Here is a 13,235-nt window from a genome sequence, read left to right as displayed (position 1 = left end):
ACTCGTTGGTAGCGTCGATGGATAAGCGCTCCTGCTTATTCTCCCAGTCACTACGCTCATCTGGCCACAAGAACTTTAAGATTTTGTACAGAGTGCTCATTTCTCAGCCGCCTTTCTGTTTTTTTCCTTCTGCGTAGCGATATTCGTCACGTTGCTCAATATAGAAAAATCTTTCTCCAGCTCATCAATCTGAGAAATCAGCATCAATTCCCTGGCTAAGCTCTGGTGATATAGGTCTTTGAACAGCTTTTCAGACGCTTTGTTGGGTTTCGCGCTATTTTCTTTTTTTTGTTTGTCTGCGGCAGCTTTGGTCTTCTCGCGAAGCTCATCAAAGCACTCCCGATCTTTTCTGATAGAGCCTTTCCCGCGCCCAGCTTCCAAGGCCACGTTGTTGATTGTGATCTTGCTGCCCAGCGGCAAGATGTTTGGCTTGTTTTCAACCAGTCGTTGAAGTGCTGTTTCATATTGAAGAATGACATCGGAAGTCATGAGTTCGCATCATCCTTAACAAGCTCAACACGTTGTGCTTTATTTTTTGGAGCGCCTACTTTGGGGCGAGGATGTTTACCGCTAGGCGAGCACTTTTGCAGTGATGCTTTAGCCACGGTATTGCGGCTGATTTTCACTCCTGGTGAAGCAGACTGATTGCTGATCAGTCGTTGAAGAGCAGCTTCGTATTGCTGGATAACATCTGAGGTCATGCGATCACCTGTGAGATTTTGTCTTTGAAAAATTGCAGCATGCTAAGCTTGGTTTGTTCTGTGTTGTAGGCAAATGTTCCTTCGGGAATGCTTTCGATGATTTTTGATTGAATTAGGATCGTTTGGTCTAGCTTTTTTTCCTTGATGCAGGCGCTGCTGCAGTCTACGCAGCTCACGTAATTAAGGTGCGCTCGCTCCTTGCACTCCCCAATCTTGAAGCAGCCACCAAGGATCGTCTCTTTATATGAAAGAAGTCCCTGTTTCATTTTGCTCAAAGTTTCCTTGAAGTTTGTAACAACGTTGGTGACGTATTCCGTTTTAACGTTGCGCTCATACCAGGTTCCAGCAGCGCCGTGCAGATTCGCTTTTTCCATAATTACATCCTTGAGAAAGAGGCTAGCCTCAGCATTCACTGCCTGCGCTTTGAAGAACTCCGCCAAATCAGGATTCTGCTCGGAGAAAAGAAACTTGGCAGATGCAAATCCCCGGGTGTAATAGATGGACATCTGTAGCAGTGTGTGATGAAGCATTCTTTTCAAAGAGGGTAGGGACACCAAGCCGCTCTGAGCTGCATAAACGGCCATTGATCGCCGGAATTGGTGCGTGGTTAGGTTCCAGTTTTGACCTACTTGAAACTTTGGATTTGCGGCCCAGTTACGAAGTGGGTCAAGCATCACCAGTTCCTGGTAGTCCCCATCTGTAATTATTGTTTGCTGAAAAGTCTCTTCCCAGCGGGTTGGGTGTAGGGCACTCTGGTACAGTTCAGTATCTTTTTGTTTTTTTTCGTATTCATTGGCCACGGGAAGGTATGATACTGAAAGAAAAAGGCGATTTTCAGTATCTATGCAAGCTGGCATATATGTTTTGATCAGTCGAGTGATGCTGCAAGCACAATCGTAAGGAAGTAAAATTGATTCGGAGGTGACCCACTTGGCTGGTCGAGGCTCTTTTGTTAGCTTTACCGTAAGTCCTTCTACAACGTATGTCTTAGGCCCTGTTTTTTTAACGCAACCATCCTTTAAAAGGTAGGCTTCCCGATCCCGCATGGCGGTAAAGACGTGAATAAGCATTTTTGCAGCGTAGTTACACCTGCTGATAAAGTTGCCAACATTCGAGAGTTGCCTCATCTTATATTTGTCACGAATCGCTGAGAGACCACATTCTTCCATTGCGACGTCGAACTCAACGTTGGGTTTGTGCGGATCTTTAGACTTTCTTTTGAATCGGCCATAGAATCGATTCGACCCTACTCGTCGGTTCAATTCAGAAAGCTTTGCTTCGTTTTCTTGATATTCCTGAAGTAGGGAGGTGTAATGAGTAATCTTTTCGAACAAAATTTGCCCTGGAATAACGGGGTGCTGCTCTGACTCATCCTCTGATTCTCGAATTGCCCGGTCGAGTATCTTGGTGATAGTTGTAGACACAGGAAGTATGTGCTCTTCAATCACCTTGTTGATAATCATCTGTAGAGTTCTGAGGGTCGTGTACGACTTTATTTTGTCGACGTGCGACTTAAAATGGACAGGATGTTCGAGAAGTTCCGCCAATGTGATGCCTTTATTCGTGGCTTGATTGGAGAGTCTGCGGAGATCAGTTAAGAAGGATCGTACTGTGTCAATACTCGGGTAGGAGCCAGTTCTCTGTGAGGGCCGATAAATCCAGACTGCAACAATTTTTTGTGTTTGTTCGAGGTTCTTAATCTCAAGTTTGGTACTTGTCCTGAACTTGCTAAAACTGATGTAAGCCTTTCTGTTTTGGTGGTTTCTCAACAATGGCGTCTGCCATTCAATATCTCTCACGACGCTTAAAATATTTCCGTGTATGTCCCTGCTAATTACGGTCGCAGGAGTGACCAAGTAGGCGGGGATGCCCATGTAGGCATCGATACCATGCTTGAGCGATACAGTGGATGATGATTTCATTTAATTGCCCCTACGTGAACTAATTGGTTAAGCAGGGCTGCCCAGTATACAGAAAGTTCTTCATGATCAAATACAGAGGCCTGGATGGTCGAAACTCTTTCGGCGAACCCCGGTGAGCTTTTGCTAATACTTGTTAAGATTGATTCAATTCGTCCCACTGTTGGGCCGTTCAACTTATTGAATTCTTCAGTCGAAGTAGACTGGTGGCGAATTTCGTTGAGAAAATACTTGAGGCTGAAAAGCTTTTTGATGTCATTATCTGTAGCATGCACAACAAAATTTGTGCAAAACAGGCATGTGATAAAGTTTTCACAAGCTGGTTGGCTAACTTCCGGCTCTATCTCCATCACAGCTATAGGATTTCCGGGTTCAATGCAGTGTCCGGCAGGTATGTTCTGCTGGCGCTTTCGGGCTGAGGCTTTAATAGCATCTGATAGCAGATTGTAAAATGCACTGATTTCTTTAGTGGCTACATCATCTTCAGCTGATGAATAGGCCTTGGCTATAGTGCCGATCCTACTTTGTAGAAGCTGGCTTGCTACGACAAGTCCGTACTCTTTGAGCAGGTAGTTTGACTTATATAGGCGCAGCTGCCGGTAGCCGACCTTGGGGAAATCCTTGTCTACCAATGAGCGCATCGCAGATATAAGTTTTAATAAGCAGCCTTTTTGTAGAGGTCTCACCCTATCTTCTGGCATCACAGGTACATGCAGAAAAAGATACTTCGAAGCATAGTTGCTGGTGATGAGTTTTCTTAATTCAAGGTACTCTTCAAATCTCTTGACGAATTTCGCAGCTATGGTAAAGCTCTGACGCTTGTTACCTGCTCGCCACTTCACAGTACGGAAACCTTGGTGAGCCGGCACTACGTCGTAGGTACCAGTATGCCACTCTAGGACAGAGATCTGTTTTTCGTTAATTGCAGTGTTTGCCGCGAATAAAAGAAGAAAACAGTCATGCGCCCATTTGGCGAGCCGATGCCTATGTTGAGTTAAAATAGCGGGATTGGCATTTTCGCTCTCGAGCGACAGAAGGCCGTTCCTATACCGCTTTCTGCGATTTCTGGGTTGGTTGGCAATCAACGAACCCGTGTTGTAGTCCCAGACCTCACTTGCGCCTTGGAGAGGAACAAAATTTCTTGGATGGCAGAAATATTCATGAGGAACGATCCACTGCATCTTGCCGAATAAGGAAATTTGAAATGGATATTTGTCGAGGTTAATTAGCGATTTTGTTAGTCCGCTGAAAATGTCGGACGAGATCGCGAGAGCATGCGACAACTCATCTTCCTTAGGAACTTTTGTCTCGTTTTTAGGAGGAGCCTTAGTGTTAACATAAACTCTCGGTAGAGCCTGTTTGAAGTGTGTTCCTGAATCAGGAAATAGAGATTTGATAATACTGAATGCATAGGTTTGTTTTCCGGAAGCCGTTGAGTCTGCGTTTTTTCCGGCTACCCACTGATTGTAAACAACGTTAGAGTATGATGAATAGCATTCATAATAATTCTGATCGCTTTTCAATAGGTCGGAATAACCATTCTTATAGGCCCACTCGAACTGCTGATTCAATAACCGGCATCGCCCCATGAATGTTGTAGGCCTAATTTCGCCGGTTTTGAGATTGTCGATAAGCGCTCTGGCCCATCCATCAATTGCCGTGGCTTTATGGCGACAGTAATCGTACTGGTTGCACTTGTAAAGAGAGCTCCCTGATATCCGGCGCCTCTGAGTAAAGCAGTGTGACCCGACATGAAAAAGGTCTTCGTCAACTACCAGGAAGGCAAGATTTTGAATCCCATTGTTATCAATTATTTTATGAATTTCGATCATGGAGGTCTTGTCGACGTCAATGACTGTAATGCCTGGATTGTTACGCAGTATTGAGCGAACTTTAGGCGTAAACATAGTTTTTCGCCAAGGTCTGAAGGTGAAGTTCGAAGTCACTCTGAGCCTGCAGGCCGATATTTCTCGTTTCCCGGAAACGGGAGTATCGCTGCGTTGTTGAAATGTCGCTGTGGCCCATTCTTCGCTGCGCTTCAGTTAGCACGGCATAAATACGATTTTCATCCGAGCTAGGTATGCCTTTCAATTTTTGATCAATTAGATTCATGCAGAAGCAAGCCCTAAGGTTATGAAATCTAAATTTGAATGGTGTGTCGGTGTTGTTTAATAGAACTTGGAGTTTTTTAGAGGCGAACTGACGAACCGAGTAGCCTTCTTGAATTGGTTTGTCTTGCCCTCTTTCAATATCATTTTTTGAGATATAGTAAGGGTTGCCGTGTTGAGTTAGAAATACATATTGCTCCCCGCCGTTTTTAGCTGAGGCCTTTTTTGCTCGTCTGTTATGACGATCTGAATTTATGTAAGCGTAAAGTAAGGCGTTCAGCCAAGCAGGAATGTATATAAGCATGGATCTGTTGAATTTATTATCAACCAGTGTCCCGCGACCTATTTTGACTGCTATTTCATTTGTTTTAACGAATTCCGGATTTACGATGTTGCACTCGCGGATGGTAAAGGTTGTGCTGATCCTTGAGCCTGTAAATATGGATAGAAGGGAAGCCAAAAACATTTCAGTATTGCCACTTGTAACTAAGGCTTGAACTAAAGTGACCTGTTCCTCTTGGCTGTACGGATAGAGCTTACCTTCATCGATAATGTAATCGTCTGTAGAGTCTTCACCTGTTGCGACAATCCTTAGGTTGGTCGTTATTATCTTTTTGTTTCGATAGAAGCCTCTTCTGTCATGAAATGGAATTCTGCAAACTTTTTCTGTCCATAGGGCTTCGGTTGGATGATAGTCGTGACGACCCTGCATCCAGCGATAGAAGTTCACGACTGCTGAAATACGCCCGTTTGCAGTGCTAGGTGCAATTTCATTCAGATTAACCCTTATATTCAGCTCGGCCTTGTAATGAAATGTCGGGCGTGCGCCTTCTCGTTTGGGTGTGGCAAGGTAATCAACGCCGTCTTGTGCTAACGTATTCATGTAGTCTACAAGATTCTTGGCGAATCCTTTCAATGTTTGATCCGACGGCGCGTCAAAGTCCATGGATCTTGCTAAAATGTAAAGCGAACCATGTTTCCATATTGAACCATCCGGTCTAAGGATTACCGGTACGTTACGTACTGTCGTATCTCCGCCATTGCTACTGAACCGTCTGATGGAATAGTTAACCGCCAAAGTAGCTTCTTGGTCAGAGCCATCCTCGTCATCCACGTGACTCGACTTTCTGAATAAGGACACGAGCGGCAACGTCACGTACCGGTATTTTCTAAAAGGTACATTTCGAGGCGTATTGTTTACAAGTGCTGGCATGCTCGAAGGCGCGATTATGGATTGGGTAGGGATTTAAGTTTCCCTTCAGTGGCGCTGTCAAGCGCCATTTAGAGTATGCGGACAGTACACTGTTATTTGCGCATTGCTTATGTTTGATTATTTATTAATGAATTGTCAGGTTTGGTTATCTGCGATTTTTTTTGCTACTGCTCTTGTTGCACTATTCGTCAAGCCTTTAGCTCTGTGGCTCACGGGGACAAGGTCAGTATTTATATAAGGAAATTGTAGTTTGAAATTTCGATGTCTAGGTACTATTAAACCAAGGTTATTTATTGGTTATTCGCGCTGAAAACTACTGACGCCAATTGACCAACGGTCGCTGAGTCATCTAGGTTCTGTACGAAAAGTCGATGCGGGTAGCTTTGCCGCCATAACTGGCTGGAGGCCCGCATGGCAAAGCGTTACGAACTCTCCGACGCATCGTGGGAATTGAACAGGGATCTGGTTTCTCCAGAGCAGAACCTGCGCCGCCCACGCGGTGATGATCCTCTGGCACTCCATGGAATCCTGTGGATCCTGTGCTCGGGCGTTGCTGGCGTGACTTGCCGGAGTGCTTTGGGCCTTGGTCAACGGTGTATCAGCGTTTTCGTGGCAGGCGCGACGACGGCATGTTCCACCGAATACTGGAGCGTTTGCATATTCGAGTGAACCGGGAAGGACTGATTGATCTGGACACCTTGATGATCGATTCCACAGTTGTACGTGCAACCCAAGCCTCTTCAGGCGCCGGGAAAAGGGGGGGCTGAAGTACCGCTAGATCATGCCCAGGGACGCAGTCGAGGTGGGCTTACTACCAAAATTCACATTACCTGCGATGCCAATGGCGTCCCTTCGCGCTTAACCTTTCGCCGTGGCAAGCCAGCGATATAGCCCACGTCCAGGCGCTGTTTGATCAGGTGCGAGTTCCCGGTAAGCCGGGGCGATCACGCAAGCGTAGTCGCTGGTTACTGGCTGACAAAGGCCATGACGCATAACACCTGCGTCAATATTGCGACCGTTGCCGGATGCTGGCGGTGATCCCGCTGCGCGCCATACCACGTAAACCCCGACCTCACTTGGCCCGACTCTCTGATCCTCTAAGTATCGGCAGTGAAATAACATTGAGCGGATGTTTGGCTTGCTAAAAGAGAACCGCAGAATAAGGACTCGCTACGACAAGCTGGACAGGAGCTTTGCAGCCATGGTCACGCTGGCCTTCAGCCTACGCTGTAAAGGCAATACTTAAGGTACAAAACCTAGGCAGATTGATTTATGCCATCAAGAGGCTGGAGCTGCTTCGCTGCGTCTCGTTGCTAATAGATTCACCTATTCGGGTTACCTACTAAATGCGTAAGGAAGCGCTGAGTAGGCGTTAGACGCACCGAAGCCACTGCTGACAATCAGGATGGAGGATGGGAGCTTGGTGCGGGGGATGAGGAGGTCAAGATGAAATGGGTTGTCCATTTTTGCGATTATCTACGGGTCATAGTCAGTTTTTCATAACTCACGGGTGGTTCTGCACCTTGACCGTGTGCAAGGTGATGTCCACCACGTCGCCATCGGCGCCGACCTGGGGCATCTCGATCCAGTCACCGACCCGCAGCATGTCGTTGCTGGTCAACTGCACGCTGGCGACGAACGACAACAGCGTGTCCTTGTACACCAACAGGATCACCGCCGACATGGCGCCCAGCCCTGACAGCAGCAAAAGCGGCGAACGATCGATCAGGGTGGCGACGATGATGATCGCGCCAAACACGAACAGCACCATCTTCGCCAACTGCACGTAGCCCTTGATCGAGCGGGTGCGCGCGTGTTCGGTGCGGGCGTAGATGTCCAGCAGGGCGCTGAGCAGGGCGCTCATGGCCAGCACCAGGAACAGAATGGTCAGTGCCAGGGCCACATTGCCGATGAACAGGATGGCGGTCTTGCTCAGGTCCGGCACCAGGTACAGGCCGAATTGGATCACCAAGGACGGCGTCATCTGTGCCAGGCGATGGAAGACCTTGTTGTGCCGCAGGTCGTTGAGCCAGTGCAGGGCCGGTTGCCGGCCGAGCAGCTTGACGGCGTGGAGGATGAGGTAACGTGCCACTCGTCCGAGCAACAGTGCCACCACCAGCAACACCAGCAAGCCGAGGCTGGCATGCAGCAGCGGGTGTTCGTCGAGGGCGCCCCAGAGGTCTTGGACGTTGAGCCAGAGCTGTTTGATATCCATGGGTGAAACCGATTCTTCTATAAGACAACACAGGGCGATTAGAGCATTTAAGTGCAACAAAGTTGATGTCATGGACAAATGCACTGACAAAAAAGCAGCCGATTAGCACCGTTCGCGTAAAGAAACTCGGTTTGGACGCCCGAAACCGGTAACCTATGCAGCTGATTTTTTGTATTTCTTCGAGGTAGCACCCGTGTTTTCCCAATTCGCCCTGCACGAACGCCTGCTCAAAGCCGTGGCCGAGCTTAAATTTGTCGAGCCTACGCCTGTGCAAGCAGCGGCCATCCCGCTCGCGCTCGAAGGGCGTGACCTGCGGGTGACAGCTCAAACCGGTAGCGGCAAGACCGCTGCTTTCGTCCTGCCTGTGCTGAACCGCCTGATCGGGCCGGCCAAGGTTCGTGTCAGCATCAAGACCCTGATCCTGCTGCCGACCCGCGAGCTGGCCCAGCAGACCTTGAAAGAAGTCGAACGCTTCTCGCAGTTCACCTTCATCAAGTCCGGCATCATCACCGGCGGTGAAGATTTCAAGGTCCAGGCCGCCATGCTGCGCAAGGTGCCGGACATCCTGATCGGCACCCCAGGCCGCATGATCGAGCAGCTCAATGCCGGCAACCTCGACCTCAAGGAAGTCGAAGTGCTGGTATTGGACGAAGCCGACCGCATGCTCGACATGGGCTTTGCCGACGACGTGCAGCGTCTGGTAGCCGAGTGCGTCAACCGCCAGCAGACCATGCTGTTCTCCGCCACCACCGGTGGTTCGACCCTGCGCGACATGGTCGCCAAGGTGCTGAACAACCCAGAGCATCTGCAAGTCAACAACGTCAGCGACCTGAACGCGACCACGCGCCAGCAGATCGTCACCGCCGACCACAACGTGCATAAAGAGCAGATCCTCAACTGGCTGTTGGCCAACGAGACCTATCAGAAAGCCATCGTGTTCACCAACACCCGCGCCGCCGCCGACCGCATCTACGGCCGCCTGGTAGCCCAGGAATATAAGGCGTTCGTGCTGCACGGCGAGAAAGACCAGAAGGACCGCAAGCTGGCGATCGATCGCCTCAAGGCCGGTGGCGTGAAGATCCTGGTCGCCACCGACGTCGCCGCCCGTGGCCTGGACGTGGACGGCCTGGACCTGGTGATCAACTTCGACATGCCGCGCAGTGGCGACGAATATGTACACCGTGTCGGGCGTACCGGGCGCGCCGGTAACGATGGCCTGGCGATCTCGCTGATCTGCCACGGTGACTGGAACCTGATGTCGAGCATCGAGCGCTACCTCAAGCAGTCGTTCGAGCGCCGCACTATCAAGGAAGTCAAAGGCACCTACACCGGGCCGAAGAAGGTCAAGGCGTCGGGCAAGGCCGTTGGCGTGAAGAAGAAAAAGACCGACGCCAAGGGCGACAAGAAGAAAACCAGTGCCAAGTCGCCGACCAAGCGCAAGATCGCCAACCGGCCGAAGACCGACAACCTGTCGCTCGTCAGCAAGGACGGCATGGCGCCGCTCAAGCGCCGCAAGCCTGAAGCCCCGGCTGCCGAATAAGGCGCAGGTGATGTGAAAAAACCGGACGATTGTCCGGTTTTTTTATGCCATCAATTTTTAGCCTTGGCGGCCGCTTCCTTGAGTTCCTTCAGGCGAGCATCGATCAGTTGGCACTTGTCAGGGAACTCCGCGCTTTCGGTGTCCAGGTCCATCTTCTGCAGCTCGTCGTTCATCTCCTTGGCCTTGGTCGGGTTCTGCTCGGTCAGCTTGGCCACTTCCTGGGCCAGTTGCTCGCGCTTGGCCGTGGCCTCGTCGGGCGTACAGGCCCAGGCGGGCAGGGCGGTCAATAAGGTGGCGGCAATGGCCAGGTTCATCAGGGTTTTCATGGGTGGACCTCCTTGGCAGGGATATTCAGTTGAGGTCGTGGGCACCTGGAAAGTTCACGCCAATGACGCTCGTCTCTTGGGCTGAACGGCCAGTGGCGCGGCGGGTCACACCTTTAACGGGCCACTTTCCACCCGCCCGCAGGAGGAATCAGGATGACGACTTACAACTGGGATCTGATCGAACGTCTGCTGCATGAAGTGCAGAACGGCGAGGGCAGCTTCGCCCCGCGCAAATACGCCGAGCAGGAAGCGGCCGAGAAGGCCACGGCGGGCGAGTCCACCGGCAACCTGGACGCGCTAAAGAAGACCGCTGCGGACTACGAAGCGCTGCTGTTCAAGCGCGGTTTTATCGAGTCGCGCCCCGAAGACGAGGGCGGCAATGGCGAGAATTTCATCCTGACTCCGCTGGGTGCGCAATTGCTGGCGCTGATCGACAGTTCGATCCCTGGCAATGATCACCCGCGTCAGGTGCTGGATGAACAGCCCGACGCTCTGGACCCGGCGACCTTCGCCGAGGTGGCCTCCAAGGCCCAGATCGCCTGATCCCTCTCACGCCCCGTCGCTGTCGCAACGCCGGGGCGAAACTGTCAGATCGGTAATCTGTCGCTAAGCTGGCTGACAGCCGGCCCTGCCTACTCTGCTGCCATTCAACTCATGGATTTGAATCGGCATGCACTCCAACACTACCCGACGTACCTTCGTCAAAGGCCTGGCTGCCGGCGGCTTGCTGGGCGGGCTCGGCCTCTGGCGCAGCCCGGTCTGGGCCTTGACCAGTCCCGGCCAGCCCACGGTGCTGGCCGGCACCGAATTTGATCTGTTCATCGACCAAAGCCCGGTCAACCTCACTGGCCGTAAACGCACGGCACTGACCATCAATGGCAGCCTGCCCGGCCCGCTGCTGCGCTGGCGCGAAGGCGACACCGTAACCCTGCGCGTGAAAAACCGCCTGGTCGAACCGACATCGATCCATTGGCACGGCATTCTCCTGCCGTCGAACATGGACGGCGTTCCGGGCTTGAGCTTCAAGGGCATCGAGCCGGGTGGCGTGTTTGTCTACCAATTCACGGTCAAGCAGCACGGCACGTACTGGTACCACAGCCATTCCGGGTTCCAGGAGCAGCAGGGTGTGTATGGCGCGCTGGTGATCGACCCGAGGGAGCCCGAACCGTATACCTATCAGCGCGACTACGTGGTGATGCTGTCGGACTGGACCGACGAAGACCCGGTCGCCTTGATGAAAACCCTCAAGAAACAGTCCGACTACTACAACCTGCACAAGCCGACCGTGGGCGACTTCGTGCGGGATGTGGGCAAGCAAGGCGGGTCGGCCACGGTGGCTGACCGCCTGATGTGGGCGCAAATGAAGATGAACCCCACGGACTTGGCCGACGTCAGCGGCGAAACCTACACCTACCTGCTCAACGGCCAACCGCCGGAGCGCAACTGGACCGGCGTATTCAAGGCGGGCGAGACGATCCGGTTGCGCTTTATCAACGGTTCGGCAATGAGCTACTTCGATGTGCGCATTCCGGGGCTGAAGATGACCGTGATTGCCGCCGATGGCCAGCCAGTGCAGCCGGTGAGCGTCGACGAGTTCCGTATCGCCGTGGCAGAGACCTTCGATGTGCTGGTCGAGCCGACGGCCGAGGCTTACACACTGTTTGCCCAGTCGATGGACCGCAGTGGTTATGCCCGCGGCACGCTTGCCCGACAAACCGGGGCGATGGCCACCGTACCGGCACTGGACCCGCGCCCCTGGATCACCATGGAGGATATGGGCATGGGTGGGATGGACCACGGCGCCATGGCGGACATGCCGGATATGGCGGGCATGGATCACAGTGCCATGTCGATGCAGGCCCATCCTGCGAGCGAGCAAGACAACCCGCTGGTGGATATGCAAGCCATGAGCCCGGTGCCCAAGCTCGACGATCCCGGCATCGGCCTGCGCAACAACGGCCGGCGTGTCCTGACTTACGCCGACCTGCGCAGCGCCTTCGAAGACCCTGACGGACGCGATCCCAGTCGCACCATCGAACTGCACCTCACTGGGCATATGGAGAAATTCGCCTGGTCATTCAATGGCGTGAAGTTCTCCGATGCCGAACCCTTGCAACTGACCTACGGCGAGCGCGTCCGGCTGGTGCTGGTGAACGACACGATGATGAGTCACCCCATTCATTTGCACGGTCTGTGGAGTGATCTGGAGGACGAAAACGGCCAGTTCCAGGTGCGCAAGCACACCATCGACATGCCGCCGGGCTCACGGCGCAGCTACCGGGTGACTGCCGACGCGCTGGGGCGTTGGGCCTATCACTGCCACCTGCTGTACCACATGGAAATGGGCATGTTCCGTGAGGTACGCGTGCATGAATAAGGAAACGAGCATGAGCCGTCGTGTCTTATCCGGCTTAATTGCGTTGGCGTTTGTTCCGCTGGCACAGGCCGATGAATTCCAGGGCATGAGCCCGGCGATACCGGCGCTCACTGAGAGCCGCACACCGATCCCCGTATTGACGGACGCCGATCGCGCTGCGGTCTACAACGCGCCCGGTGGGCACGTGGTTCACGACAGTGGCATCCATTCCCTGCTGCTGATCAACCAGTTGGAATGGCAAGGCGGCGAGGGCGACGGCGCGTTGAACTGGGATATCAAGGGCTGGCTCGGTGGTGATATCGATCGCCTGTGGTTGCGCAGCGAAGGCGAGCGCAGTGCCGGTCGCACCGAAAGCGCTGAAGTCCAGGCGTTGTGGGGGCATGCCATCAGTCCTTGGTGGGACCTTGTTGGCGGTGTGCGCCAGGACTTCAAACCCGGTGACGGCCAGACCTGGGCGGCCTTCGGCGCGCAGGGTATGGCGCTGTACAACTTTGAAACCGAAGCCACGGTGTTTGTCGGTGAAGCCGGGCGCACTGCTGCACGGTTGGAGGGCGACTACGACATCCTGCTGACCAATCGACTGATCCTGCAGCCCACCGCCGAACTCAACTTTTATGGGCGCAACGATCCGCAGCGCGGCGTCGGTTCGGGCCTGTCGGACAGTGAGTTGGGCCTGAGGCTGCGTTACGAAGTGCGCCGCGAATTTGCGCCCTATGTGGGCGTGACCTGGAATCGCAGCTACGGCCAGACCGCGCAATACGCCAGGGATGAAGGCGAAGACACGCGGCAACTGCGTTGGGTCGTGGGTGTGCGCTTGTGGTTCTGACGTTTTTACT

General features: G+C 52.7%; 10 protein-coding genes and 2 pseudogenes. 5 read left to right on the top strand and 7 right to left on the bottom strand.

Annotation, left to right across the window (positions count from 1 at the left end; genetic code table 11):
• Nucleotides 1-96: 96 nt before the first annotated feature.
• The 5 genes from ACP7EW_RS05325 to ACP7EW_RS05305 are packed head-to-tail and all read right to left on the bottom strand — an operon-like array spanning nucleotide 97 to nucleotide 5,842.
• Complete coding sequence (locus tag ACP7EW_RS05325; RefSeq protein WP_426215742.1) at nucleotides 97-489, bottom strand: hypothetical protein; 393 nt, start codon at nucleotides 487-489, stop codon at nucleotides 97-99.
• On the bottom strand, nucleotides 486-701 hold the full coding sequence (locus ACP7EW_RS05320) for a hypothetical protein (protein ID WP_426215740.1): 216 nt from the start codon (nucleotides 699-701) through the stop codon (nucleotides 486-488). The genes ACP7EW_RS05325 and ACP7EW_RS05320 overlap by 4 nt, the downstream gene beginning before the upstream one ends.
• Nucleotides 698-2,623 (bottom strand): integrase, encoded by a 1,926-nt coding sequence (locus ACP7EW_RS05315; protein WP_426215738.1) that lies wholly within the window; start codon nucleotides 2,621-2,623, stop codon nucleotides 698-700. The genes ACP7EW_RS05320 and ACP7EW_RS05315 overlap by 4 nt, the downstream gene beginning before the upstream one ends.
• Entirely contained in the window at nucleotides 2,620-4,527 is a 1,908-nt protein-coding gene (locus tag ACP7EW_RS05310) for an integrase (protein ID WP_426215736.1), read from the bottom strand. Before ACP7EW_RS05310 ends, ACP7EW_RS05315 begins: the two co-directional genes overlap by 4 nt.
• Nucleotides 4,514-5,842 carry a site-specific integrase gene (locus ACP7EW_RS05305; protein ID WP_426215734.1) on the bottom strand — a complete coding sequence of 443 codons (1,329 nt, stop codon included), beginning with the start codon at nucleotides 5,840-5,842 and terminating at the stop codon, nucleotides 4,514-4,516. The genes ACP7EW_RS05310 and ACP7EW_RS05305 overlap by 14 nt, the downstream gene beginning before the upstream one ends.
• Before the next feature lie 510 nt (nucleotides 5,843-6,352).
• On the opposite strand from ACP7EW_RS05305, the pseudogene ACP7EW_RS05300 reads away from it, so the two are divergent.
• Nucleotides 6,353-7,201: pseudogene (locus ACP7EW_RS05300) on the top strand (IS5 family transposase).
• 253 nt (nucleotides 7,202-7,454) lie between these two features.
• Here the strand turns inward: ACP7EW_RS05300 and ACP7EW_RS05295 are convergent.
• A pseudogene (locus tag ACP7EW_RS05295) lies at nucleotides 7,455-8,156 on the bottom strand (mechanosensitive ion channel domain-containing protein); the annotation flags it as partial.
• Between the two features lie 193 nt (nucleotides 8,157-8,349).
• On the opposite strand from ACP7EW_RS05295, the gene ACP7EW_RS05290 reads away from it, so the two are divergent.
• Nucleotides 8,350-9,696, top strand: coding sequence for a DEAD/DEAH box helicase (locus ACP7EW_RS05290; RefSeq protein ID WP_426215732.1), 1,347 nt, complete (start codon nucleotides 8,350-8,352; stop codon nucleotides 9,694-9,696).
• Nucleotides 9,697-9,746: 50 nt separating this feature from the next.
• On the opposite strand, the gene ACP7EW_RS05285 is transcribed toward ACP7EW_RS05290, so the two are convergent.
• Nucleotides 9,747-10,022, bottom strand: a complete 276-nt coding sequence (locus ACP7EW_RS05285) for a hypothetical protein (protein ID WP_033900637.1) — start codon at nucleotides 10,020-10,022, stop codon at nucleotides 9,747-9,749.
• Between the two features lie 153 nt (nucleotides 10,023-10,175).
• Here ACP7EW_RS05285 and ACP7EW_RS05280 point away from each other — a divergent pair, with 153 nt between their 5' ends.
• The 3 genes from ACP7EW_RS05280 to ACP7EW_RS05270 all read left to right on the top strand — a co-directional run bounded on the left by ACP7EW_RS05280 (nucleotide 10,176) and on the right by ACP7EW_RS05270 (nucleotide 13,225).
• Nucleotides 10,176-10,565 carry a hypothetical protein gene (locus ACP7EW_RS05280; RefSeq protein ID WP_010208626.1) on the top strand — a complete coding sequence of 130 codons (390 nt, stop codon included), beginning with the start codon at nucleotides 10,176-10,178 and terminating at the stop codon, nucleotides 10,563-10,565.
• A gap of 127 nt (nucleotides 10,566-10,692) precedes the next feature.
• Complete coding sequence (locus ACP7EW_RS05275) at nucleotides 10,693-12,399, top strand: copper resistance system multicopper oxidase (protein ID WP_426215729.1); 1,707 nt, start codon at nucleotides 10,693-10,695, stop codon at nucleotides 12,397-12,399.
• Between the two features lie 10 nt (nucleotides 12,400-12,409).
• Nucleotides 12,410-13,225, top strand: coding sequence for a copper resistance protein B (locus tag ACP7EW_RS05270; protein WP_426215727.1), 816 nt, complete (start codon nucleotides 12,410-12,412; stop codon nucleotides 13,223-13,225).
• Nucleotides 13,226-13,235 lie beyond the last annotated feature (10 nt).

It is taken from the genome of Pseudomonas sp. DWRC2-2 (assembly GCF_049897885.1).
GTDB lineage: Bacteria > Pseudomonadota > Gammaproteobacteria > Pseudomonadales > Pseudomonadaceae > Aquipseudomonas > Aquipseudomonas azotoformans_A.
Note: the sequence above shows the minus strand (reverse complement) of the source record. Positions and strands in the feature narration are given on the sequence as shown.